Below are 23,096 nucleotides of genomic sequence, written 5' to 3'. Positions count from 1 at the left end.
CCACTCAATTTTCAATCTTTTCGAGTTCAATTAGAGATATACCGCATTCCTTTCTCAGATTTGAACGAATCTACGTGATCTCACCGACTCTCTAGTCGGCTGGTAGTGTACGCATTAACGGAATCAGTTAAAATCTCGCTACAGCAATGTTAAGACTATATAACAAGGAAAAAACTATGGCGGAGAGCAACCACTTTGATGTAATCGTGATTGGTAGTGGTCCCGGCGGTGAAGGGGCAGCGATGGGGTTAACCAAAGCGGGATTGAATGTTGCCATTGTCGAGAAAGAAAGCAGTGTGGGGGGCGGCTGTACCCACTGGGGCACCATTCCATCAAAAGCATTACGCCATGCCGTGAGCCGTATCATCGAGTTCAACAATAATCCGTTATTTTGTCATAACAACACCAGCCTACATTCGACCTTTTCAAACATTCTTGGTCACGCTAAATCAGTCATCGATAAACAGACTCGACTGCGCCAAGGGTTTTACGACCGAAACCAATGCTCTTTGATTTTTGGTACTGCGCGCTTTATTGATAAGTACACCATAGCGGTCATGCAAAGTGACGGTACTGAAGAGACTTACAGTGCCGATCGATTCGTAATTGCCACTGGCTCTCGCCCTTACCAGCCCGCTGATGTGGACTTCATGCACGAGCGCATTTATGACAGTGACTCCATCTTGAGCCTCAAGCACGACCCGCGACATATAATCATTTATGGCGCAGGCGTTATCGGTTGTGAGTATGCGTCTATTTTCCGCGGATTGGGGGTGAAAACGGATTTAATCAACACCCGCGATCGTCTCCTGGCTTTCCTAGATAACGAAGTCTCAGATGCCCTTTCTTATCACTTCTGGAACAGTGGTGTTGTCATTCGCAATGATGAAACTTACGAGAAAATCGAAGGCACCGAAGATGGCGTAATCGTCCATCTTGAATCGGGTAAAAAAATGCGTGCCGATTGCATCTTGTACGCCAACGGCCGAACCGGTAACACAGACAAACTCAATTTATCAGCGGTAGGCTTAGAAGCGGACTCTCGTGGCCAGCTAAAAGTCGATGGCAACTACCAAACTGAAGTCGAGCACGTCTATGCCGTGGGCGATGTGATTGGCTACCCTAGCTTAGCAAGTGCGGCGTATGATCAAGGTCGCTTCGTGGCACAAGCCATTACCAAAGGTAAGGCTGATGGGAATTTAATTGATGATATCCCTACAGGGATTTACACGATTCCAGAGATCAGTTCAGTGGGTAAAACCGAGCAAGAGCTCACTGCTGCTAAAGTGCCTTACGAAGTGGGCCGCTCATCGTTCAAACACCTTGCGCGCGCCCAGATCGCAGGCAAAGACATTGGCAGTTTGAAGATTCTTTTCCACCGCGAAACCAAGGAAATTTTGGGCATTCACTGCTTTGGCGAACGCGCTGCGGAAATCATTCACATCGGCCAAGCCATTATGGAGCAAAAGGGTGAAGCGAACACCATCGAGTACTTCGTCAACACGACCTTTAACTACCCAACCATGGCGGAAGCTTACCGTGTTGCGGCATTGAATGGATTAAATCGCCTGTTTTAAGGTTTTAAAGGCTCAAACCTAAACAAAGCCGCACTTCCATTGAAGTGCGGCTTTTCTATGTGTGCGACCCATGACGCTTACTGATTTAAGTAAGCCGCATGAAACTCCAAATGATCATCAATGAAGCTAGAGATAAAGTAATAGCTGTGGTCGTAGCCGGGCTGCATCCGCACTTGCACCTCAGAATCGTGCGCCTTTGCAGCCGCAATCAATGCTTCCGGCTTTAATTGCTCAACCAGAAAGCCGTCTGCCTCACCTTGATCGACCAAAATCGGTAGCCTCGCTTGAGCCTGTTTCAAAAGCTCGCTTGCGTCGTACTCCTTCCACGCCTCAAAATCACTCCCTAGGTAAGCGTTGAATGCTTTTTGTCCCCAAGGGCATTGCATTGGATTACTGATCGGACTGAACGCAGAGATAGAACGGTAAGCATTAGGATTTTTAAGCCCAATGGTAAGCGCTCCATGCCCCCCCATGCTGTGACCCGAGATAGATTTGACGGTCGATACGGGGAAATTTGATTCAATCAACGCGGGGAGCTCTTCGGTGACATAGTCGTACATATGATAATGACGAGACCAAGGCTCCTGTGTGGCATTCAAATAAAAGCCTGCACCTTGCCCCAAATCGTAGCCGTCATCATCCGCGACATCGCTACCACGCGGGCTAGTATCTGGGGCAACAATCGCAATCCCCAACTCCGCCGCCTTACGAAATGCGCCTGCTTTCTGCATGAAGTTTTCATCCGTGCAGGTCAATCCCGATAACCAGTATAGAACTGGAACAGGCTGTGCCTTAGATGCATTAGGCGGTAGAAAAATCGCAAAGCGCATATCGCAATTGAGACGAATTGATGTATGTGTGTATTGTTTATGCCAACCACCGAAGACTTTGGCTTGGCTAATGTTTTCTATGGTCATGTCCACCTCAAGGGTTCATTCGACAATAAAAAGAAACGCCCGTATTTAAGGGCGTTACCTTTAAAAAGTGATTACTTATCCATGTGAAGAACAGTACGGATAGATTCACCTTTGTGCATCAATTCGAATGCTTCATTTACGTCTTGTAGACCCATGGTGTGCGTGATGAATTCTTGCAGACCAAACTCACCCGCCATGTAACGGTTTACGATTTCAGGAAGCTCTGAACGGCCTTTAACACCACCGAAAGCAGAGCCACGCCATACGCGTCCTGTCACAAGCTGGAATGGACGAGTCGAGATCTCTTGACCTGCCCCGGCAACACCAATGATGACTGACTCACCCCAACCTTTATGGCAGCACTCCAACGCTTGACGCATCACGTTGACGTTACCGATACACTCAAACGAGTAATCAACGCCGCCGTCAGTCATCTCTACGATGACTTCTTGAATTGGCTTATCAAATTGCTGTGGATTAATCACATCAGTTGCGCCAAGTTGCTTCGCAAGATCGAACTTGCTCTCATTGATATCGATACCGATGATGCGGCTCGCTCCAGCCATACGTGCACCGATGATCGCCGACAAGCCAATACCGCCTAAGCCGAAAATGGCTACGGTATCACCTTGCTCAACTTTTGCCGTGTTAAGCACCGCCCCCATACCCGTCGTCACACCGCAACCTAGAAGACAAACTTCTTCCAGTGGCGCTTCTTTGTTTACTTTCGCTAGTGAGATTTCTGGTAGTACCGTGTACTCAGAGAAAGTAGAACACCCCATGTAGTGGAATATGGTCTCACCGTTGACAGAGAAACGGCTTGTGCCATCTGGCATCAGACCTTTACCTTGAGTTTCGCGCACGGCCTGGCAAAGATTCGTCTTACCCGACTTACAGAATTTACACTCGCCACATTCTGCGGTGTAAAGAGGAATAACATGATCACCGACTTCAACGCTTGTCACACCCTCACCCACCATTTCAACGATACCGCCACCTTCGTGACCAAGAATCGATGGGAAGATTCCTTCAGGATCCTCACCCGATAAGGTAAATGCGTCAGTATGACAAACGCCTGTCGCAACAATACGAACAAGCACTTCGCCAGCTTTCGGAAGTTGTACATCGACCTCTTCCATTTTTAGCGGCTCGCCAGCAGCCCATGCAACCATTGCTTTGGATTTGATATGAGTTTGACCCGGTTTAAGTTCAAGTGCCATTGGAGTTTCCTTCAAATAGGGAGTTAGGATGACGTAATAAGCGTAGTCGAGCTTTCGTCTTACTTCTGCGTCGTTGTATGGCGCTTATTTTAGGCACTTATTCAACAATGATAATCCGTGCAACCTGCAAATCATTATTACCTATTTGTAATAATCGTTACGATGGACAAAAAACCGAGTCCTAAGACTCGGCCATTGCGACGCCATAACGCTATACGAGGAACTGCTCTCTTCGCCACTGGCTAAATAATACCCCCCCTAAAGTGATGCCTCTCATCGCCATAAAACTCAGCATTGCCATCCATAAAGCGTGATTACCTAAGTCGCTCGCAAAATAAAAGATAGCGAAGAAACTGCAGGTCGATACAAACATACTATTGCGCATCTCTTTCCCTTTAGTGGCACCAATAAAAATGCCATCCAGCAAAAAGCACCACATCGCAACAAGCGGCATCGCCACCAGCCACGGTAGATACTCCAGCGCCATTGCATGCACTTGTTGAATATCCGTGATCACACTGATCAAGCGCGATCCAAACATAGCAAACACCACGGTGAGTAAGGTGCAAATCACCAAACTCCAAAAGAAGGTCCCGATCAATGAGTCACTCAGTTGCTGCCTGTCTTTAGCACCAATGGCTTTACCAACCATCGCCTCCATCGCATAGGCAAAACCGTCCATGCCATAAGAAATCATCATCAGAAAGCTCATCAATACCGCATTGGCAGCAACAATCTCATCGCCAAAACTTGCACCTTGAAAGGTCATAAAGGTGAACGTGGCTTGTAAGCATAAAGAGCGCAAAAAGATATCGCGATTGAGTTTAACAAAACGGGTTAAGCCGTTGGCACTGTCTTTCACCAACAGCAACAAGTTCGGTAATTGCTCGCGCTGCCACTTGTGCCAAACGCAGTAGAGTCCAAATGTCATCCCAGTATAATCTGCGATCACAGACGCCAGAGCTGCGCCCTCGACTTTCCAACCAAAGCCAATCACGAACAGCACATCTAGCGCTATGTTAGTCACGTTAGCAATGATCACCATCCACATTGGCGCTTTGGCATTTTGTGTTCCAAGCAGCCAACCAAGCAGAACAAAGTTAGCCAATGCCGCAGGAGCACTCCAAGCACGAATAGAAAAGTATTGCTGACCATAGTGCTTGACTTGGTCACTGGCGCTGCTGAAAGAAAACACCCAATCAGCAATCAATTGATGAAACAAGAGGAAAACAGTCGCAAAGCCGAGCGCCATCAACATGCCTTGGCTAAACACTAAACCAAGCTGATGCTTGCTACCCGCTCCGTATGATTGCGCCGCAAGCCCCGTAGTCGACATACGTAAAAAGCCGAGTAACCAAAAGGTCACACTGATCATAGTGCTTCCCAGTGCCACACCACCGAGATACCAAGCGTGGTCAAGGTGACCGATCACCGCAGCATCGACCAAGCCCAACAGCGGAACGGTAATGTTAGAGAGAACCATAGGAATCGCGAGCAGTAACACTTGCTTGTGTACATCGCGATTAGAGAGAGTCTGAAATAATTGCACGTTGCCACTCGAATAAAGATTGAATGGCAAGTGTAACGGGATCACCAGCGAAGCTGAACTAATACCGGTGTTAGGCGCTGCTTGAGTGGATGTAATTTTGTGAGCCATCGTTGCCATAACTTCCAACGGCCACAGTCTCGCTCTAGAGGAGAATAAGTTTTTACCCAGCGAGACCAAGGTAAGTAGTTAAGCATCGCTTGATTCGGGTTACTGTAGCCATGAGCATAGTGACCTGCCCCCATTTTTTGACCCAATTTTGATGCGCTTAAATCTCCCGCAAGCACCACGCAAGCTCTAGCACTATCAAAGTGACAGCCAAGCGCTTGGACGAACTTAGCCACTTCTCGCTCAGTGCAATCAAGTAACGCGTGTTCACAAACAATCATAACCGGGGTTTTATCTGGGATAGGTAAAGATTCGAGCCAAGTGAGATCGCTGACACTGCCACAGACATGATGGTAGCGCTCACTTTTATGAAACAGCTTTTGACGCCAGAGCAAGTTTTCTGTCACATCGAGTTCTAACCAATGGCAGCGACCGTTATCAACGCGGTAAAAACGAGTATCTAAACCCGCACCGACGTTAATAATCCAGCCATCTGGATTGCGCTTAATGAAGGCTGAGACTTGTTGGTCACACAGTTGCGTTAGGGTAACGTGGAGGAGCTGCTTTTGGTCAATATCACCAGAAAAGCATTCGGGAGCAAGATGACAGCGTTGGCAAGCACGTGCTGCAATAGGATCGTAAACCAATCCATTATCGACCAAACTTTCACGGCTGCGAAGCCACAAAGGCTGCAATAAATTTGCCGGGATTTGATAGCGATGCTGAGCTAAATTTTGATTCGCCGCCATTATCATCTTCCTTCCATAGCAAGAGAGAAGATGATAATGAATATCAATTACAAAATCAACAAGTGAGAATTAATCTCATCTTTTGAGTTACATCCAATCGGTATTTCGGATGATGCCTACAGCTAAACCTTCAATCGACAGGTGCTGAGAAGTTAAATCCACCTTGATCGGTTCAAACTCTTCGTTCTCAGCATGAAGCAAGACTGTAGAACCTTTGCGCTCAAGGCGCTTAACCGTCACATCTTCATCAACGCGAGCTACAACCACTTGACCATCACGCACATCTTGCGTTTTGTGCACGGCTAATAAGTCACCATCCATAATGCCGATATCTTTCATACTCTCGCCATTTACACGCAGCAGAAAGTCAGCTTGAGGCTTAAACATGCCTGGATCGACTTGATAGTGTGTTTCTACATGTTCTTGAGCCAAGATGGGTTCACCTGCAGCGACTTGACCGATTAGCGGCAAGCCTTGCTCATCATTGGCGGCATCTTCAAGTAGGATACGGATCCCGCGCGAAGCGCCAGGAATAATTTCTATCGCTTCTTTACGAGCAAGCGCTTTTAAATGTTCTTCAGCGGCATTTGCTGAGCGGAAACCAAGCTCACGTGCAATCTCAGCGCGTGTCGGTGGCATACCGGTGTCATCAATTTTACTTTTGATTAGATCAAATACTTGTTGCTGGCGTGGCGTTAACGGCTTCATAAGTCACCTGTCTTTTTATACAGTTAACTGTGAGTATATCCAGTAACCTTTGAAATGAAAAGCAAATTGATTGTTTTTTGAATAGCTTAACCATCACGGCGATTTTTCCACAGACCGAGACTCGCCTTCCCGCACACCAGTGCAACATGACTGAGTCTATCTCACGTTTAAACTCATTGACTCAACTCATATCGGATAAGAGGCTTAGCCAAGCAGGCTGTTTCACTTTTTACTTTACCGACATCAAAGTGAACAAATTCGTCGGATGAATGGATTTGGCGAAAATTGACGTTTTACTGGTCAATTTTAAGTAAAAGGTTCGACCAGTTTCTGATATCCTTGCTGGCTAAAAATATCCGCTTGGGCGCATCCCCACTTCTATACTTGAGAATTGGAAATGCGCTTATGCTATTTATCTATTTTGAGGCTCAGAAGCTTTATGTCTTCCGGACAATCATTTTCTCGTTCTTTACTGAAACTGCCACTGTCAGTTTTGGTAAAGGGGACAGCTATTCCTGCCAACCCGATTGATGATCTCAATATCGACATCAATAAACCGATCATCTATGCACTGCCGTACCGTTCAAACGTTGACTTAATCACACTGCAAAAAAAGGTGGTGGAGTTAGGACTCCCTGACCCGTTTGAATCCGTGGAAATCAACGGTAAATCATTCAAGCGCTTTGTGTTTACTTCATCTCGTGAAACCGTGATGAACAGTGACCAAGACGTACCTAACGAGTCGATCGCACAGTTTTCGGACTTACTCGAACAGCACAAACTCGATTCAGAGCTCGATGTGCAAGTGATTCCGACAACCGTTTTATGGGGTCGTAAACCAGGTAAAGAGTCGCAGCAGAAACCTTACTTGCAGTCACTCAACGGCCCTCAAAAAGCCAAAGCCGTTATTTTGTCAGGTCGCGACTGCCTAGTGCGTATCAGCCCTGTTGTATCACTTCGATATATGGCGGACTCTCACGGCACCGATACGTCTATCGCACACAAACTCGCACGCGTTGCACGCATACACTTTTCCCGTCAAAAGCTGGCGGCATCAGGGCCAAACCTGCCGAGTCGTCAGGCTCTGTTCAAACGCCTGATGAAATCAGAAGCGATCGAACAAGCCATTCTCGACGAAGCTAACTCGAAAGACATCCCGATCGAGAAAGCGCGTAGAGAAGCCCATGCCATCATGGATGAGATCGCCGCAGACTTCTCATACTCGCTGATTAAAAACGGTGAGCGCATCTTAGGTTGGTTATGGAATCGTATCTACCAAGGCTTGAACATCACCAATGCCGCTACGGTGCGTAAGCTCGCCCAAGATGGCCATGAGATTGTTTATGTTCCGTGTCATCGTAGCCACATGGATTACCTTCTTCTGTCCTACGTACTCTACCGTGAAGGGATGGTTCCTCCGCACATTGCTGCGGGCATCAACTTGAACTTCTTCCCAGCGGGGCCGATTTTCCGCCGTGGTGGTGCGTTCTTTATTCGTCGTAGCTTCAAAGGCAATAAACTTTACTCAACGATTTTCCGCGAATACCTTGCTGAGCTGTTTGCCAAAGGCTACTCGGTTGAGTACTTCAGTGAAGGAGGCCGCTCACGAACTGGTCGCCTACTGCAAGCCAAAACGGGCATGCTCGCGATGACCATTCAAGCCATGCTGCGCGGTTTAAACCGTCCTGTCACCTTGGTTCCTGTCTATATTGGCTACGAGCACGTGATGGAAGTGGGCACTTACGCTAAAGAGCTTCGCGGCAAACGCAAAGAGAAAGAGAATGCGGGGTTAGTCCTGCGCACAATTCGCAAGCTGCGCAATTTTGGCCAAGGTTACGTGAACTTTGGTGAGCCTATTCCGCTTAACCAATACCTTAATGAGAAAGCGCCAGAGTGGAGCAAAAACATCGACCCTATGGGTAGCACTAAGCCTCAGTGGCTTAACCCTGTGGTGAATGACTTAGCGACCAAGATGATGACTCATATTAACGATGCGGCGGCAGCCAACGCGCTGACCTTATGTGCAACAGCCTTGCTTGCCTCTCGTCAACGCGCATTGTCCCGCGACAGCTTGGTCAATCAAATTGATTGTTACTTATCGCTGCTGAAAAATGTGCCTTACTCGTCGACTTACACGCTACCGAGTGAAGATGCAGAAGCGCTGGTGAAACACGCAGAGTCACTGGATAAATTCCTGATTGAGTCAGACTCGATGGGCGATATTATTTCTCTCGATCGTAACCAATCGATCTTGATGACTTACTACCGCAACAACATCATCCACTTGTTAGCGTTACCATCGCTGATTGCTCAAATGCTCGTGCGCCAGCAACAACTGTCTCTTGAGCAGATCAAAACTAACGTGGCATTGGTTTACCCATTCCTCAAACAGGAGCTCTTCCTAAGTATTGAGGAAGAAAAACTGGGCGAGATGACAGAAGCCTACATCGAAGAATTGGCTCGCCAAGGCGTAGTGACAGTAGACGCAGAGCAAAATGTCGCGATTCGCCAAGCCAATACGCAAGTGCTGGTTCTGCTAGGTCGTACCATTACTGAAACTCTTCAGCGCTACTCTATTGCTCTGAACTTGTTGGTTGCCAACCCAGAATTGGGTAAATCGGATCTAGAGCAAAAGAGCCAAGATATCGCTCAGCGCTTGGGTCGCTTACACGGTATCAACGCACCTGAGTTCTTTGATAAAGGGGTGTTCTCATCAATGTTCAGCACCTTGAAGCAGCAAGCTTACCTCGATATCGATGGCAACTGTGACAAACAGCGATGCCAGACATTGGCCAAGCTGCTTTACTCTATGCTTTACCCAGAAGTGAAGTTGACCATCAAAGAGAGTATCTGTCAGACGACAGAACAGAAATAAACAAAAAGGGCATCTCGATGATGCCCTTTCTTTTAAATAAACGCGATTAGCAATCCAATCGCGATAACCATACCGACATAATTATTGTTGAGGAAAGCCCGAAAACACAGCTCTCTTTCGCGATGACGAATCAGGTGCTGTTGGAAAACAAACAAGGCACCCGCAATCAACAAGCTCCAATAGAAACTAGCCCCCAATTGATACCAAACGCCGAGGTAAATCAGCATGGCTAAGGTGATCAATTGCAAAACACCAATCACCATCTTGTCGAAACGACCAAATAGAATCGCAGTGGATTTAATCCCAATTTTCAAGTCGTCGTCGCGATCCACCATGGCATACTGCGTGTCGTAAGCGATGGTCCATAGCGCATTAATGGCAAAGACAAACCAAACCACCATTGGCAGCTCATTTGCTTGCGCCGCCCAAGCCATCGGAATCGACCAACTGAAAGCCAAACCCAAAAATAGCTGAGGCAGATGAGTAAAGCGCTTCATGAACGGATAGATAAATGCCAGCACTATCCCCGCAAAAGAGAGCGCAATGGTGAGCGGATTCATGGTTAGCACTAACAAGAATGAAGCAACACCCAAGATGATAAACAGCGTGATCGCTTCTTTGGAAGTAACCCGCCCTGAAGGTAATGGTCTTTGGCTAGTACGCTTAACATGACCATCTACTTTTCTGTCAGCAAAGTCATTAATTACGCACCCAGCGGCACGCATAAACACAACACCTAAAATAAACACCACCAGCACTTTAGGATCGGGCACCCCTTGCGCGGCGATGATCAATGCCCACAAAGTCGGCCAAAGCAGAAGCAAGGTGCCAATTGGCTTATCCATCCGCATCAATTGCCAATACGCCTGAGCCTTACTCGCCGTCATGCCATGTCTCCTTGGTGTACATTGGCGCTGTGGGTAAAAAGAGTTCCGCAACCAACATAGGTTTATGATTCATCCATAATCTTGAGCGACGCGCGAGCATGTCACCTTGTGGTGTGTTTGCCCACCCGACTTGTAACGCATCTCGTTTAACGTTATCTGCGCTGAACACCGTCAAACCCAAAGGGATTTCCCCTTGCTGTGTGAGGTCATGTTGTTGATCTTCCATTGAGGAAAGCGGAATTAAGGTCCGACCCAGCACCCAAGCCTCTCCGTCACCATTTAATACTACCTTACGTAGCAGACAGGGCTCTTGGTTCAACAAGTCAACTTCTTGATGATTCAGCTTCTCCGCTTTCACAATTTTGTTGTGGACAAGGTCAACCGTCAGACCGTCGCAATAGGAGCTGAGTAAACGTGACAATGAGCCCTGTTCCAGCAGCCACTGCTTGGAAATCGCGTCGGGAAAGTTAAACTCAGCCGGTTCTTGCCAGCTTACTTGGCGCAATGCAGATAAATAGAGCGCAATCAATTGATTCATACTAGTATTCAATAAGTAGCCTTATCGGCGTACAATAAAGCTTCGATCTGAAGTGTTAACCACCACATCGAGTACTTAACGCATTTTTATTACAAACAGATGCTCCATTGTAACAAGACTCTGGCGATTCGAGTATCGTGATTGGAAGAAAGAAAAGTTATAAATATGATTAAACGTTACCTAGCCCAAATATTTGTCGCATGGACACTGTTGATAAGTCTTCCTACATTCGCTGAGGAAGAAGGGGTTCCAAAGCTCGCGTACTTTACACTTGAACCGGATCTAACGACCAACTTTTACACCAAGGGCAAAAAGCTCGGCTACATTCAAGTGCGCATCGATATTATGGTTGCAGCGGAAACCGACTTGGCCATTATTGAGCTGCACCAGCCACTGATTCGAGATGCCGTCATTGAGCTATTGGGTCAACAGTCAGAAGACACCATCACTTCGCTCGCCGGTCGTGAGGACTTACGTAAATCGTTAGTCGAGCAGCTAAACTCCATCCTACTGCCTGAAACGGGGAAAACGGTCATCGCAGACCTTCTCTTTACCAAGTATCTCTATCAGTAGCGAGCGAGTCAAAAGACGATAAAAAGCGGCTAACTGCCGCTTTTTTGATGTTTGTTGTAACGCTCCGCATCCAGTAATCCGATTGCTACCCCCGCCAGTAATCCTGCCAGGTGTGCGGTATTGGCGATGGCCATAAATGGCTGAACAAAACCGAGTACGAGCCAGACCAACATAAACCCAATCACAGGCTTTGGCATGCTTAAACCCAATTGAGGGGCTTTGTACCCTATCATCCAAAGATAACCAACCAAGGCATAAACCACACCTGACAAGCCACCAAAGTTAGCGCCTTCTACCCAGTATTGACCCGCGCCAGATAATGCTGCTGACACCACAAACAATTGAAGAAGCTTGCCAGAACCTAAGCGCTGCTCAATATCGCCCCCCAACTGCCACCACCATAGTAAGTTGAAGGCGATGTGTATTACCGAAAAATGGAGTACTGCGTGACTCATCCAGCGCCACAGTTGCCACTCTTGTCCCGCAAACGCAGGAAAATGGAGCGCAGTAAAAACCGCATCCCCGGCCCCCAACTGCTGCATGGTAAAGATAACCACACAAATCAGCATGATGGCTAAAGTCATTGGCCCCGCTTTGGCTTTGATCATCGCCAGCATGCTCGGCGAGCGATAGGTAAACTGGTTGGTTCGTGATTCGGCCATATCCCATGACGCCGCTTGATATTTGGCATCATTAGGATTAGCCAAGAAGTGATTGAGCTCGGATTCTGCTTCAATTTGGTGCTCAGGATTACTCAACCATAAAGCAAACTGACCTCCTCCCTCGGGCATCATCTTAATATCGATCTGGCGAGAAGCCATATAATCGATAAAGGCTTGTGCCATTCTTGGGTTTGTTAATGAGATCAGTCTGACCATAACATCTTCCTAGTTCATGTTGGATTCAATCGGCAAGTTGGCACGCTGCCAAGCTTCAAAGCCGCCATCCACACTATACACCTGCTCAAAGCCTTGGTTAACCAAATACTGTGCTGCGCCTTGGCTACTGATACCGTGATAGCACATCACCAATACAGGCTGTTCGAACTCCACTTCATTCATAAACTGGACAATGCTGTCGTTGGTAAGGTGATAAGCAGACTGTGGATGCGCGACAGCAAAGGATTGCGGATCTCGAATATCCACCAAGCGCGCTTCTCCTTGCTCTAGTAGGGCTTGCGCGCCCGCCACATCGATATGTTTAAACTGGTCCATTGACTTTCTCTTTAGGGAATTATTATTTGCTGCCATTGTAACCTATCCAGTGCTCAACAAGTACACGAGGTTACTAAGGTTATCCACTGGCGTTTGTTTATTAACCATCTGTGGATAATTTTGTGGATTACGTTGATAAAGTATGATTCTTGAAATGGATCCACTATATGTAGTGATGATCCTTATTTAAATGTGTGTAAAAGTAAAAGTATCCCCACCAGGCAATTGCTCTCTGTGCCTTTATTCACCCTGCTTTCTGACATCTAGCAAAGAAATTTACCACAGAGTTACCCACAGGAAGGTCTGGCTATTTTCGATCCAAATCTTCCCTCAGTCGGTGCAATTTTCGATCGGCAATAAAAAAGCCGAGATCATTTGATCTCGGCTTTTTTTGAATATCGCGCTATGTGGGATTAAAAATCACCGACCGCCACTTTCAGCTTCTTCATCGCATTCTTTTCTAGTTGACGAATGCGCTCTGCAGATACGCTGTAGGTCTCAGCTAATTCTTGCAGCGTTGCTTTGTTGTCGTCCAACCAACGAGAACGGACAATGTGTTGGCTACGCTCATCCAAACTCGCCAAAGCTAAGCTCAAACGATTGTTAGTGTGCGCTTCCCAGTTTGCCGCTTCAACGTTGTCAGCCACATCTGACGCTTTATCTTCCAAATAAAGTACTGGAGCTGTGTACGACGTGCCAGTATCGTCATCGTCCGCTTGCATTTCAAATGTCGAGTCTTGCGCGGCTAAGCGAGACTCCATTTCGCGAACCTCTGAAGGCTCAACGCCAAGCTCTTTCGCAACAGTTTCAACTTCACCGTTGTTAAACCAACCTAGACGCTTTTTCGACTTACGCAGGTTGAAGAACAGTTTACGCTGAGCTTTTGTCGTGGCAATTTTCACGATACGCCAGTTACGCAAAACGTACTCATGAATTTCGGCTTTGATCCAATGAACAGCAAATGACACAAGACGAACACCTACCTCTGGATTAAAGCGTTTTACGGCTTTCATCAGGCCGATGTTACCCTCTTGTACTAAGTCTGCCATTGGCAAACCGTAACCAGAATAACCACGAGCAACGTGCACAACGAAACGCAAGTGCGAAAGGATAAGTCCTTTAGCCGCCTCGATTTCACCGTCGTAATGCAGTTTCTCTGCGAGTTCACGTTCCTCGTCAGCAGTCAGCATTGGGTAGCTGTTTACTTTGCGGATGTAGCTGTCCAAGCTATCTTGTGTAACTACAGCCATTGGGTACGCTTGGTTAGTCATTCAATTCCTCATCAATCTCTGATCTGGAGTCATTTTTAACCCGATAATCTTGAACCTAAAATGAACAGGTTTCAAGCAAGGGAAAGTAATTATGCATAAACAAATTGTTTACACAAGTAAAAGTACACGGTAGCGTCTACTTTTTCAAATAGTAGGACACGCTGAAATTAAACTGGTTCAATTTCTTTTAGATGACGTTGCGCAGACACTTTCGCAGCTAGGCATCCAATGAAAGTTCCCAGCATTAAAAGCAGTAAGCTCTCATCCCAGCTCAGCCCAATGAGTCTGAAGCGGCTATCATAAAGTAAAGCCAATTGCTCGACACTGCTGTTCAGTAAAACTGTGATAATCGCCGTTAAAATCCACGCAGACAGCGCACCTAACAAGCCAAACCACATACCTGAATATAAGTAAGGGCGCAAAATAAAGCCATTGGTTGCGCCAATCAGTTTCATGGTTTGAATCTCTTCTTTATTCGCTAATACGTTGAACCTTAGCGTATTGCCCACAATGAGAAATACCGAACCCAACATCAATAACGACAGCGTAATCACAATGCCACTGACTAAGTTTTTGATTGCGTCAAGGCGCGTTAGCCAATCTTCATCCATCCGAACATCAGTAATATCTTCTTCCGCGCGGATTAGGCTAGCGAGCTCTTTCACCTTGGCTTTCTCTTCCATGCTCGGAGTGATCACTAACACCCCTGGCAACGCGTAATCATCCAACAACGAGATTGCTTGCTCAAAGCCCGAATACTCACTCAAATCATTGAGACCTTGCTGCGGCGAAATATATTGCACGGCCGCGACTTCTTTCATGCTCTCAAGATTATCTTTCAAGATCATGATACGAGCTTCTGGTGTACTTTCCGCAATATAACCACTGATTTGAGAAGGGCTGGTGACATGTGACGAAGCCACTGACAGGTTTTTACCAAGCAAATAGAGCGCCGATGGCAACGCCAAAGCCATAGAGATCACAGCAAGCGTAAGAAGATTGCCCAATGGTCGCTCGGTGAACTCCAATAAAGAGGCTTTTGCTTGCTTGAAATGAATGGTCAGAAAACCATCGCGCTTGACTCGATTCACCGTTCGCGCTTTGGTTGCTTTGCGGTTACGGGTGTTACTGGCCATAATCTTCAACCTCGCTCAAAAAGCCTTGGTTCAGTTCAAGGTGACGATATTGTGGGCGAGTGTTCACTAACCCAATATCATGCGTGGCCAGGAGGATCGTCACACCGGCGCGGTTAAACTCTTCAAGTAATTTCAATACGCGACTCGACAGCTCGGGGTCTAAGTTACCCGTGGGCTCATCAGCCAATAGCAAGGTGGGGCGATTGACCACCGCACGAGCAATACCCACACGCTGCTGCTCACCACCAGATAACTGGCTAGGAAGACACTTAGCTTTGTCCAGCAGACCCGTCTTATCCAGAGCGGCATTCACTCTGCGCTTTATTTCGTGCTCGGAGATCGACTCAATGCGCATTGGCAGCGCGACGTTGTCATATACAGGGCGATCCATCAGCAAGCGGTGGTCTTGGAAAACAATACCGATGTTACGACGTAAAAAAGGAATATCTTTATTGGGGATACGTGTAATGTCGTGATCGTTGAAGTAAATCTTCCCATCCGTTGGGCGCTCAATCGCACAGATCAATTTAAGCAAGGTGCTTTTGCCCGCACCAGAATGACCACCTAAAAAGGCCATTTCTCCACGACGCAGATGAAAGTCGACTTTTTGCAGCGCTTGACGACCACCACGATACGCTTTACTGACTTGCTGAAACTTTATCACCCGTAATTCCTCTTACGAACTTTTCTACTTTCGTGATTCCCAATCCATAAAAGTGACCGTTCATTGGTCACTTTTATGGAGCAGACAGTTAGTCTTCGCGGCTAAACAAAGCGTCGATAAACTCTTGGGTTTCAAATGGGCGTAAATCGTCGATACCTTCACCGACCCCAATGTAGCGGATTGGGATCTGGAATTGGTCTGCCAACGCAAAAATAACGCCACCTTTCGCCGTACCGTCTAGCTTAGTCAGAGTGATACCGGTAAGCGGCGCAACGTCGCTAAACAGCTTCGCTTGGCTAATCGCGTTTTGCCCAGTACCCGCATCCAAGGTCAACATGATTTCATGTGGCGCTGAGCCGTCCACTTTCTGCATAACTCGAACAATCTTACGCAGCTCTTCCATCAAGTTCGATTTGTTTTGTAGGCGACCCGCGGTATCCGCAATCACCACATCCACGCCTTTTGCTTTTGCCGACTCAATCGCATCGTAAATTACCGACGCGCTATCCGCTCCAGTGTGCTGAGCAACAACCGGTACATTATTGCGTTCACCCCAAACTTGAAGCTGTTCAACAGCCGCAGCTCGGAAAGTATCACCTGCCGCAAGCATCACTTTCTTACCTTCAGCTTGGAACTGTTTTGCTAGCTTACCAATTGTCGTGGTCTTACCTACACCGTTCACACCGACCATCAAGATCACGTATGGCGTTTTTGACGTATCCACTTCAAGCGGCTTTTCTACTGTCGATAAGATTTCCGCCATCTCTTCTTTCAGTAGACCATACAAAGCTTCACCATCTTTCAATTCTTGGCGCGACGCTTTTTCTGTCAGGCTATCGATGATCTTAGTCGTGGTATCCATGCCAACATCAGCAATCAGTAGTTGCTCTTCCAACTCTTCAAATAAGTCATCATCAATCTGTTTACCTTTAAACAGACCAAAGAAACCCGCGCCAATATTCGCTTTGGTGCGCGCAAGACTGCGTTTTAGTCGTGCGAAGAAACTCTCAGTCGGCTTTTCCTGCTCTACGACACGAGGCTCTTGAGGCTCAACCACTACTGGCTGCTCCTCGGTCGGCTCTGCTTCTGCTTCTGCTTCTGCTTCTGCTTCTGCTTCTGCTTCTGCTTCTGCTAGTTTAGTGTTCTCTTCCTGAGGCGCGTCTTCAACAGGTTGCGTCTCTTCGGCAACAACGTCACTTTCTACTTGTTGTTTCTCATCAACCGGTTGTTTTGCCTGGTCATCATCACCAAAGCCAAGCCAAGAAAGTAATCCGCGCTTCTTTTTTTCCGTCATCTGGGGCTATCCTAGATTGTCTTATATTTACTCTGTGACTCTTTTCTCTTGGGATTATCCCAAACAAGAAAAGAAAAATGACAACAGAGTGAAAAGTTTCCAGCGTATTGGCGATGGGGTACACTCTGTCATCAATGAATTTTGGGCTGTACTCAGGGCTTAATTGCTGAGCGACTGGGTATAGTATCACTTTATTAGCGGTCAAAAAATCTATGGTAAGACGTCGCCAGCAAAACACATCACAAAAAAAGCCATCCACAGGCTTCGTTCGTATCATTAGTGGCTTATGGAGAGGTCGAAAGCTGCCTGTCCACGATGCAGAAGGGTTACGCCCAACGACCGATCGCGTTAAAGAAACCCTCTTTAACTGGATCGCGCAAGATGTACCCAGAGCCAAATGTTTGGATTTGTTTGCAGGTTCCGGTGGCCTGAGTTTTGAATCAGCGTCTCGTCAAGCTGAGCATGTGACCATGGTAGAGCTCAATACCGCGGCATTTAAACAGCTCAAGCAAAACATCGCCGCATTAAAAGCCACCAATATTAGCGCGCACAACACCGATGCCTTGAGCTTTCTAAAACAGCCAGGAACGCCGCATCACGTGGTTTTTATTGATCCTCCGTTTCGTAAAGGATTACTCGACGAAACCGTGACCTTGCTGGAGCAGAATAATTGGCTGGCGGAAGGCGCGATGATTTATATTGAAACAGAAAAAGAGTTGGCATTGGAGTCAATTCCGGCACACTGGCAACTGTATCGAGAAAAGACGGCTGGCCAAGTGTGCTACCGACTATTTGAGCGACAACAAGACTCGTAAGGACGTCGTCATGAAAGCATTACTATTACTCGCCAAAGCGGCTATTGGCTTTGTTTGGTTTATTTTGGTTCTCAACATTTTTATGCCCTTTCCAGGCAATGCCGCTATCGCGCTTTATATTATGGCGGCGTTCCTGTTGTTCATGCACGGACTGCAAATGCTGATATTCATCGGCGCGTTTGGAGATAAGATCGCCATGAGCAAATGGGAAAAATGGTCGATTCTTATTTTTGGTATCTTTGCCTTGCTCGATATCCGACGTAAATACATGTCCTAAAAACCAAAAATGCCGCGAAGTCGCGGCATTTTTTATCTCTTAACCTAAATAGCTTTTTACGCCATCGAGGAACATTTGAGTTGAAATCATAATCAGCAAAAGTCCCATCAAACGCTCAATGGCTTTGAGTCCGCGCTCACCCAAAATCCTATGGAAGAAGCCATAGAACATCAACACCACAAACGTCACCCCCCAAGCTAACAGTACGGCAGCCGACAACTCCAAAAGCTTGTCGGGGTGCTGACTAGAAAGCAGCAGTAGCGCAGCGATTACCGATGGCCCTGCAATCATTGGAATCGCCATCGGAACAAAGAAAGGCTCTTCACCTGCCGCTAAGCCAACAATACTGCCGCCCGTAGGGAAAATCATCTTGATTGCGATGATAAAGAGAATAATCCCGCCCGAGATACTCAGCGTTTCTGGTGCAACGTGAAGGAAGTTGAGGATGCTCTTTCCTGCAAAGAGGAACAACATCAAAATACCCAGCGCAAATAGAAGCTCTCGGATTAACACTTTGCGGCGACGTTTCGGATCTAAGTGCTTCAGTATAGACAGCACAATCGGCAAGTTGCCTAGCGGGTCCATGATGAGAAACAACATGGTCGCGGCAGAAATTATATCCATGGATTAGCCCCCAAAGCAGCACGGTTTGAATAGATGAACAAAAAGACGGCGAAGTATAGCAACGTCGCACGTTAATTTGGAGGCAAAACAGATTGATTCAGTGAATAGAGATTAAATAAGCGTACTTACAGTGATCAATGACCACACACACGATCCATATTGACAGACCATTTACCATCATGCTGGACGATTTTCTGTTTTTGAATAAAGAACGTCAGCAACGCGTCTAGGTCAAAGCCATTCAATTTACAGGTTCGAAACATCGCGTGTTCACCGAAGTCTTGATTCACTGCGTGACGCAGCTCCGCCTCACTCATTGGCTTTTCTCTAAGTAAGTTTAGAACGTTATGTGCATGAATTTCCGTCATGACTGCTTTCTCCGACAATGGCATTGCGGCAAAGCATAATCGTAACCAGAGAAAAGAACTTTGATTTTAGATAATCAAAGAAGCGGTAATCAAAGCGTGCGCCAGTAAGTAACTACCAGAGATGAGATAACGGCCAAAGGCTATCGGATGTCGATAATCATGAACCGCAAGCAAGCCTGCAGAAAGTGTCAGGATGATGGTACCAAGAAAACCAAGTGAGCCAGACACGGTGCCTGAAAACAACCAAACCTCTCCCGCAGCCCAATTCAACTGCAGCAACATCATCCCCATGATCACAACGGGGAAAATCAGTTTATCGATCTTAGGTAGCATTAGGAAAAACACCACAATACCGATGGCAAGCAGCATGGCTGGTAACCACCATACAATTTCCCCTGACAACTGCTGCCAAAAAGAAGTGCTGTAGCACAGCTGAGCGCCGATATACGCCGAAAAGCAGAGTCGCTTGTGCTTATTAAAGAGATAGAGACTGTCCGCGAGCGCAGAAATGATAAGCCCGAGCGTCACCCACCATGCAGCAAGCCCAACCAGGCTTTCTTGGCTCCATAGCATGACCACCAGCATGAACATTGTCAGCGTTTTAAACACCGCTGCTTGCATCTTCTGATTGCTTTCACTGGCAGAAATACTAATAAAACCTGATAGTGCGACTGAAAGCCAACTCCACATGCGACCACCTCTTTTAAACTGAGTCGCTAGTGTAGGGAGGGCGCTTCATATGTCCAGAGTGGGAAAGTAAAACTTGGATCTCGATTATGCTTCTACACGTTTGCATTTCTATCTGCAATGTCAGGTCAGGGCCAGCACCAACCGTTTAAAAACCCAAAAAAATCATCTTATACACCTAAAGGGATGAAAACATAGCGTAGTAACAAAATCTTCTTTGACCAACGAAAAAATAAACAAACAAAAAAGACAAATTAGCCTTAAAAACAAAATCTTAAACCAAAAACACAAAAGACATTAGCACCATTCCCTCTCGTTTTACTTCCAGTTTTATCACTCATACTCTAATGGAACAAACCAAATAATGACATCAATTCTCACCTAACAAGAAAAAACCAACAAAACCTACAACAAACTCTAAAATATCAACACCAAAAGACCCCTAAGCCCCAAAAGAACAAAAAACCTTTTATTAACACAAATAAATATAGATTATATTTGAATTAAAACAACAATTTAAACGCAAAACGACGGCATAAGAACAAATAAAAACCAGCTCAAAAGTAACGATTTAAAATTGAAAAAACGGCTAAATAAACCCATAAGTACAAGTTTAAAATTGATTTTTTAAGCGGTAAGCAAAGAAAAACTTGATCAAACCATAAAAACATTGCTATTCTAAAAAGCATAGAGTTAAACATCACTATTAAGGAGCAGTGTTATGATTACTTCTTCACAAAAACAAGGACTTGTAATGATCGCGGTTGTTGTTGGCCTAATGACGCTGCCGATGATGTACTAGTCAGATTACAGAAAACAAAAAGGGACGCTTTCGCGTCCCTTTTTGTTATAAAGCAGATAAAACGATCAGATTCAGTTCAATAACTAGACACACGTCTAATTACTCTCCAACTCTAAAATATCCCACTTTTCTGGCGTTTATTGTAAATGCTTCGATAAAACATCCCAATGTGCATAATAGAAAAATAATGCCGCGACAGTGATGAGTGTCATCAGGGTGATGGCCGCCCGCCATACAAAACGACTGCTACGCGGAGTCAGCTCTTTTTCACACTCATCGCACGTGGTCAAAAAATCTCTCTGGCTATCGAGTTTGTAGTCTTCTTCATGCACAACTTTATTGCGAATGGTCGCAATATAGCGCAGCTTGCTTATGACATCGTGAGGCAATCGCTCTTCACAACTGGTGATAAGTTGATGAAGTCCTTTGCCTTCCGCGTGATACTGGGTACGAAGCAGCTTTTCCAACTTACGTGTGCGGATAACAACTTTCTCTATATCAGACATGGCTTCCCTCCATCGCTAGTAAAGTTTAGGGGCAAAACAAAGCCTTTTACAACTTCGAGTCTCCACTCTTGGTTAGCCTTTGTTCTTACAGTCACTGCGAATTATTATCTCCCTTTTCATTGCTGGACAAAATTGTTCCCCTAGTAAATTAATGTAAAGGAATCAATTACTAGCTATATCAGGATACTGACAATTTTCCCAATCCCTTGTGATATGCGTCTAATAAATCATTCAAGATACGCACCAACTTATCACTCAATTGCGCCAAGCCTCATCTCTAATACAAATAACCGCTAGAATAGCCAACATTAGAAGGGAGATCTCATCATGCCAATCACACTGATTGTTGCGGTTCTTGTGTTCATTTTAGTGAGTGCTTGGGCATTCCAGCGTTTTTTTAGTAAGCATATTCAAGGGCAAGGAGCTCCAGAGCAAACGGCTGAAGTGACCGTTTTGGATAAGCAAGCGATTGAAATTGAGGACCCAGCGCCAGGGCAAGATGACCAAGAATATTGGATATACGTTCAGAAAGGGCGTTTGGGGCCAAAGCGTGAATTCCAAATTGGTATCCATTATTACCATGCTCTTAACCCCGGAGACAAAGGCACACTCACCTACCAAGGTGACAAGTTCCTGCACTTTGCGCTGAAGCGTTAACTAAGGAAGCAACCATCTTGTTTTAGCGGAGCGAGACAACAACCAACTGGTAAACAGTGCTCCTCCGCCACTCAACACAATCCACACCGGAATCACCCAACCTGGGTGCCCCTGATACCAAGCATACTCTTTCATTGGCCATAAAAAGATAGGATGAAGAATATAAATCCCGAGACTGTGCTGGCTAATAAAACTAATCACTTGCTGAGTTCGCTCAGATAGCCCTTCACCAAAGTATCGACAAAGCATAAAGACCATGCTCGCCGCCGCAACTACATTGAGCGTTTTATAGGACAACCAGCGACCAACCGTGTATTTATCCGCTGCCAGACTATTGGTCACCACCATATAAACCGTAATGACTAACGCCGCGCAGCCAAGCAAGCTTACTAGCGCTACGCTGCGTTTGGTTAATGGTATTCTCTTCCATAGAATATAGCCAAGTGGTAAGTAGCCACTATAGAGCCAGAGTTCATGACTCCAAAACCCATCAATCCCCATCAAGTAAAGCAGCGTTGTAATTAACCAAAGGATGGTGAAGATATATAGTGGCGTATCATCTTCGCGCTTCACCACCCATTGGAAGATTGGGATCACAAAGTAGAGCGGGATAAAGTAGTAAAAGAAACCAAGGTGATAGTAGGTCGCATGCTGAGGACTATTGAGCAGAACCTCTTGGGAAACTTTGGCGTCAAAACCGTTGGCTGTCCAACCTGAGAGATAACCATAAAATAGCGACCAAACAAGAAATGGCACCAAAACCTTCCCTAAACGCCGCTTAACATAGTAGTGAAGATCAAAAGGTCGCTTATCGCTCAACATCAAGGCGCCGGAGATCAAAATAAACACAGGAACAGCCCAACGTGTCACTCCGTTTGTTGCAACAGCCGTAAACCACTCGTCAAAAGGAATGATTCCCAGTTCATGGCGATACGGCGCTAGCACATGGATGGCAATCACAGCCACAGCCGCCACACAGCGCAGCAAGTCAAAAAACTGGACACGTTCTCTCATTGTTTAACCTCAGTGTTGTAACCCTCTGAATATAGCAATAAAAAAGCTGACCAAGGTATAAGCTTGGTC

24 protein-coding genes are annotated in these 23,096 nt (G+C 46.2%); 6 read left to right on the top strand and 18 right to left on the bottom strand.

Annotated features, from left to right (window positions below):
* The first annotated feature begins 146 nt into the window (after positions 1 to 146).
* On the top strand, positions 147 to 1,577 hold the full coding sequence (gene sthA, locus RJ47_RS04185; protein ID WP_072016686.1) for a Si-specific NAD(P)(+) transhydrogenase: 1,431 nt from the start codon (positions 147 to 149) through the stop codon (positions 1,575 to 1,577).
* A gap of 77 nt (positions 1,578 to 1,654) precedes the next feature.
* Here the strand turns inward: sthA and fghA are convergent, their stop codons facing one another.
* From fghA to lexA, 5 genes are all read right to left on the bottom strand, one after another.
* On the bottom strand, positions 1,655 to 2,494 hold the full coding sequence (gene fghA, locus RJ47_RS04180) for an S-formylglutathione hydrolase (protein ID WP_039481784.1): 840 nt from the start codon (positions 2,492 to 2,494) through the stop codon (positions 1,655 to 1,657).
* 71 nt (positions 2,495 to 2,565) lie between these two features.
* Complete coding sequence (locus RJ47_RS04175; protein WP_039481774.1) at positions 2,566 to 3,714, bottom strand: S-(hydroxymethyl)glutathione dehydrogenase/class III alcohol dehydrogenase; 1,149 nt, start codon at positions 3,712 to 3,714, stop codon at positions 2,566 to 2,568.
* A 211-nt stretch (positions 3,715 to 3,925) separates the two neighbouring features.
* Positions 3,926 to 5,263: an MATE family efflux transporter DinF gene (dinF, locus tag RJ47_RS04170; RefSeq protein ID WP_039481781.1), complete on the bottom strand. Its 1,338-nt coding sequence runs from the start codon at positions 5,261 to 5,263 to the stop codon at positions 3,926 to 3,928.
* 41 nt (positions 5,264 to 5,304) lie between these two features.
* Positions 5,305 to 6,117 carry a class I SAM-dependent methyltransferase gene (locus tag RJ47_RS04165; protein ID WP_038193436.1) on the bottom strand — a complete coding sequence of 271 codons (813 nt, stop codon included), beginning with the start codon at positions 6,115 to 6,117 and terminating at the stop codon, positions 5,305 to 5,307.
* Positions 6,118 to 6,204: 87 nt separating this feature from the next.
* Complete coding sequence (gene lexA, locus RJ47_RS04160; RefSeq protein WP_039481771.1) at positions 6,205 to 6,825, bottom strand: transcriptional repressor LexA; 621 nt, start codon at positions 6,823 to 6,825, stop codon at positions 6,205 to 6,207.
* Positions 6,826 to 7,264: 439 nt separating this feature from the next.
* On the opposite strand from lexA, the gene plsB reads away from it, so the two are divergent.
* Positions 7,265 to 9,700 (top strand): glycerol-3-phosphate 1-O-acyltransferase PlsB, encoded by a 2,436-nt coding sequence (plsB, locus tag RJ47_RS04155; protein WP_039481768.1) that lies wholly within the window; start codon positions 7,265 to 7,267, stop codon positions 9,698 to 9,700.
* A gap of 32 nt (positions 9,701 to 9,732) precedes the next feature.
* Here the strand turns inward: plsB and ubiA are convergent, their stop codons facing one another.
* Both ubiA and RJ47_RS04145 read right to left on the bottom strand, forming a co-directional pair.
* Positions 9,733 to 10,587 carry a 4-hydroxybenzoate octaprenyltransferase gene (gene ubiA, locus RJ47_RS04150; protein WP_038216093.1) on the bottom strand — a complete coding sequence of 285 codons (855 nt, stop codon included), beginning with the start codon at positions 10,585 to 10,587 and terminating at the stop codon, positions 9,733 to 9,735.
* Positions 10,574 to 11,125 (bottom strand): chorismate lyase, encoded by a 552-nt coding sequence (locus RJ47_RS04145; protein WP_039481766.1) that lies wholly within the window; start codon positions 11,123 to 11,125, stop codon positions 10,574 to 10,576. Before RJ47_RS04145 ends, ubiA begins: the two co-directional genes overlap by 14 nt.
* Positions 11,126 to 11,290: 165 nt before the next feature.
* Here RJ47_RS04145 and RJ47_RS04140 point away from each other — a divergent pair, with 165 nt between their 5' ends.
* Positions 11,291 to 11,698, top strand: a complete 408-nt coding sequence (locus RJ47_RS04140) for a flagellar basal body-associated protein FliL (RefSeq protein ID WP_038140590.1) — start codon at positions 11,291 to 11,293, stop codon at positions 11,696 to 11,698.
* A 29-nt stretch (positions 11,699 to 11,727) separates the two neighbouring features.
* On the opposite strand, the gene glpG is transcribed toward RJ47_RS04140, so the two are convergent.
* The 6 genes from glpG to ftsY all read right to left on the bottom strand — a co-directional run bounded on the left by glpG (position 11,728) and on the right by ftsY (position 17,277).
* Complete coding sequence (gene glpG / locus RJ47_RS04135; protein ID WP_039481763.1) at positions 11,728 to 12,576, bottom strand: rhomboid family intramembrane serine protease GlpG; 849 nt, start codon at positions 12,574 to 12,576, stop codon at positions 11,728 to 11,730.
* A gap of 9 nt (positions 12,577 to 12,585) precedes the next feature.
* Positions 12,586 to 12,912 (bottom strand): thiosulfate sulfurtransferase GlpE, encoded by a 327-nt coding sequence (gene glpE / locus RJ47_RS04130; protein ID WP_038140592.1) that lies wholly within the window; start codon positions 12,910 to 12,912, stop codon positions 12,586 to 12,588.
* 413 nt (positions 12,913 to 13,325) lie between these two features.
* Entirely contained in the window at positions 13,326 to 14,183 is an 858-nt protein-coding gene (gene rpoH / locus RJ47_RS04125) for an RNA polymerase sigma factor RpoH (protein WP_038140594.1), read from the bottom strand.
* A 167-nt stretch (positions 14,184 to 14,350) separates the two neighbouring features.
* Positions 14,351 to 15,319, bottom strand: coding sequence for a permease-like cell division protein FtsX (gene ftsX / locus RJ47_RS04120; RefSeq protein ID WP_005475599.1), 969 nt, complete (start codon positions 15,317 to 15,319; stop codon positions 14,351 to 14,353).
* Positions 15,309 to 15,983 carry a cell division ATP-binding protein FtsE gene (gene ftsE / locus RJ47_RS04115; RefSeq protein WP_005475644.1) on the bottom strand — a complete coding sequence of 225 codons (675 nt, stop codon included), beginning with the start codon at positions 15,981 to 15,983 and terminating at the stop codon, positions 15,309 to 15,311. The genes ftsX and ftsE overlap by 11 nt, the downstream gene beginning before the upstream one ends.
* An 88-nt stretch (positions 15,984 to 16,071) precedes the next feature.
* Positions 16,072 to 17,277, bottom strand: coding sequence for a signal recognition particle-docking protein FtsY (gene ftsY, locus RJ47_RS04110; protein WP_039481760.1), 1,206 nt, complete (start codon positions 17,275 to 17,277; stop codon positions 16,072 to 16,074).
* A gap of 212 nt (positions 17,278 to 17,489) precedes the next feature.
* Between ftsY and rsmD the strand changes: the two genes are divergently transcribed.
* The gene (gene rsmD, locus RJ47_RS04105; protein WP_038140597.1) at positions 17,490 to 18,092 is read left to right on the top strand and encodes a 16S rRNA (guanine(966)-N(2))-methyltransferase RsmD; all 603 of its coding nucleotides are present in this window, start codon (positions 17,490 to 17,492) and stop codon (positions 18,090 to 18,092) included.
* A gap of 10 nt (positions 18,093 to 18,102) precedes the next feature.
* The gene (locus tag RJ47_RS04100; RefSeq protein WP_005475595.1) at positions 18,103 to 18,369 is read left to right on the top strand and encodes a DUF1145 domain-containing protein; all 267 of its coding nucleotides are present in this window, start codon (positions 18,103 to 18,105) and stop codon (positions 18,367 to 18,369) included.
* A 39-nt stretch (positions 18,370 to 18,408) separates the two neighbouring features.
* Here the strand turns inward: RJ47_RS04100 and RJ47_RS04095 are convergent, their stop codons facing one another.
* The 4 genes from RJ47_RS04095 to RJ47_RS04080 all read right to left on the bottom strand — a co-directional run bounded on the left by RJ47_RS04095 (position 18,409) and on the right by RJ47_RS04080 (position 21,356).
* Positions 18,409 to 18,993: a YhgN family NAAT transporter gene (locus RJ47_RS04095; RefSeq protein WP_005475609.1), complete on the bottom strand. Its 585-nt coding sequence runs from the start codon at positions 18,991 to 18,993 to the stop codon at positions 18,409 to 18,411.
* Between the two features lie 134 nt (positions 18,994 to 19,127).
* On the bottom strand, positions 19,128 to 19,361 hold the full coding sequence (locus RJ47_RS04090) for a YecH family metal-binding protein (protein WP_039481757.1): 234 nt from the start codon (positions 19,359 to 19,361) through the stop codon (positions 19,128 to 19,130).
* A gap of 66 nt (positions 19,362 to 19,427) precedes the next feature.
* Complete coding sequence (locus RJ47_RS04085) at positions 19,428 to 20,051, bottom strand: lysoplasmalogenase (protein ID WP_005475639.1); 624 nt, start codon at positions 20,049 to 20,051, stop codon at positions 19,428 to 19,430.
* A 936-nt stretch (positions 20,052 to 20,987) separates the two neighbouring features.
* Positions 20,988 to 21,356: a hypothetical protein gene (locus RJ47_RS04080; RefSeq protein ID WP_005475608.1), complete on the bottom strand. Its 369-nt coding sequence runs from the start codon at positions 21,354 to 21,356 to the stop codon at positions 20,988 to 20,990.
* A 327-nt stretch (positions 21,357 to 21,683) separates the two neighbouring features.
* On the opposite strand from RJ47_RS04080, the gene RJ47_RS04075 reads away from it, so the two are divergent.
* Positions 21,684 to 22,013, top strand: coding sequence for a DUF2500 domain-containing protein (locus RJ47_RS04075; protein ID WP_039481753.1), 330 nt, complete (start codon positions 21,684 to 21,686; stop codon positions 22,011 to 22,013).
* Here RJ47_RS04075 and RJ47_RS04070 read toward each other — a convergent pair whose 3' ends face one another.
* On the bottom strand, positions 22,014 to 23,027 hold the full coding sequence (locus tag RJ47_RS04070; protein ID WP_039481751.1) for an acyltransferase: 1,014 nt from the start codon (positions 23,025 to 23,027) through the stop codon (positions 22,014 to 22,016). It lies immediately after the preceding gene.
* Between the last annotated feature and the right edge of the window lie 69 nt (positions 23,028 to 23,096).

Source organism: Vibrio sinaloensis (assembly GCF_000808535.1).
GTDB classification, from domain to species: domain Bacteria; phylum Pseudomonadota; class Gammaproteobacteria; order Enterobacterales; family Vibrionaceae; genus Vibrio; species Vibrio sinaloensis_D.
Note: the sequence above shows the minus strand (reverse complement) of the source record. Positions and strands in the feature narration are given on the sequence as shown.

Excerpts from the sequence above, each read along its gene's own strand:
- RJ47_RS04070 (WP_039481751.1), bottom strand. The coding sequence starts at position 23,027 with ATGAGAGAACGTGTCCAGTTTTTTGACTTGCTGCGCTGTGTGGCGGCT.
- ubiA (WP_038216093.1), bottom strand. The coding sequence starts at position 10,587 with ATGACGGCGAGTAAGGCTCAGGCGTATTGGCAATTGATGCGGATGGAT.
- plsB (WP_039481768.1), top strand. The coding sequence starts at position 7,265 with ATGTCTTCCGGACAATCATTTTCTCGTTCTTTACTGAAACTGCCACTG.
- RJ47_RS04165 (WP_038193436.1), bottom strand. The coding sequence starts at position 6,117 with ATGGCGGCGAATCAAAATTTAGCTCAGCATCGCTATCAAATCCCGGCA.
- RJ47_RS04080 (WP_005475608.1), bottom strand. The coding sequence starts at position 21,356 with ATGTCTGATATAGAGAAAGTTGTTATCCGCACACGTAAGTTGGAAAAG.
- rsmD (WP_038140597.1), top strand. The coding sequence starts at position 17,490 with ATGGTAAGACGTCGCCAGCAAAACACATCACAAAAAAAGCCATCCACA.
- RJ47_RS04100 (WP_005475595.1), top strand. The coding sequence starts at position 18,103 with ATGAAAGCATTACTATTACTCGCCAAAGCGGCTATTGGCTTTGTTTGG.
- RJ47_RS04095 (WP_005475609.1), bottom strand. The coding sequence starts at position 18,993 with ATGGATATAATTTCTGCCGCGACCATGTTGTTTCTCATCATGGACCCG.
- rpoH (WP_038140594.1), bottom strand. The coding sequence starts at position 14,183 with ATGACTAACCAAGCGTACCCAATGGCTGTAGTTACACAAGATAGCTTG.
- RJ47_RS04145 (WP_039481766.1), bottom strand. The coding sequence starts at position 11,125 with ATGAATCAATTGATTGCGCTCTATTTATCTGCATTGCGCCAAGTAAGC.
- glpG (WP_039481763.1), bottom strand. The coding sequence starts at position 12,576 with ATGGTCAGACTGATCTCATTAACAAACCCAAGAATGGCACAAGCCTTT.
- glpE (WP_038140592.1), bottom strand. The coding sequence starts at position 12,912 with ATGGACCAGTTTAAACATATCGATGTGGCGGGCGCGCAAGCCCTACTA.
- RJ47_RS04090 (WP_039481757.1), bottom strand. The coding sequence starts at position 19,361 with ATGACGGAAATTCATGCACATAACGTTCTAAACTTACTTAGAGAAAAG.
- RJ47_RS04140 (WP_038140590.1), top strand. The coding sequence starts at position 11,291 with ATGATTAAACGTTACCTAGCCCAAATATTTGTCGCATGGACACTGTTG.
- RJ47_RS04175 (WP_039481774.1), bottom strand. The coding sequence starts at position 3,714 with ATGGCACTTGAACTTAAACCGGGTCAAACTCATATCAAATCCAAAGCA.
- ftsX (WP_005475599.1), bottom strand. The coding sequence starts at position 15,319 with ATGGCCAGTAACACCCGTAACCGCAAAGCAACCAAAGCGCGAACGGTG.
- lexA (WP_039481771.1), bottom strand. The coding sequence starts at position 6,825 with ATGAAGCCGTTAACGCCACGCCAGCAACAAGTATTTGATCTAATCAAA.
- ftsY (WP_039481760.1), bottom strand. The coding sequence starts at position 17,277 with ATGACGGAAAAAAAGAAGCGCGGATTACTTTCTTGGCTTGGCTTTGGT.
- fghA (WP_039481784.1), bottom strand. The coding sequence starts at position 2,494 with ATGACCATAGAAAACATTAGCCAAGCCAAAGTCTTCGGTGGTTGGCAT.
- RJ47_RS04085 (WP_005475639.1), bottom strand. The coding sequence starts at position 20,051 with ATGTGGAGTTGGCTTTCAGTCGCACTATCAGGTTTTATTAGTATTTCT.
- RJ47_RS04075 (WP_039481753.1), top strand. The coding sequence starts at position 21,684 with ATGCCAATCACACTGATTGTTGCGGTTCTTGTGTTCATTTTAGTGAGT.
- sthA (WP_072016686.1), top strand. The coding sequence starts at position 147 with ATGTTAAGACTATATAACAAGGAAAAAACTATGGCGGAGAGCAACCAC.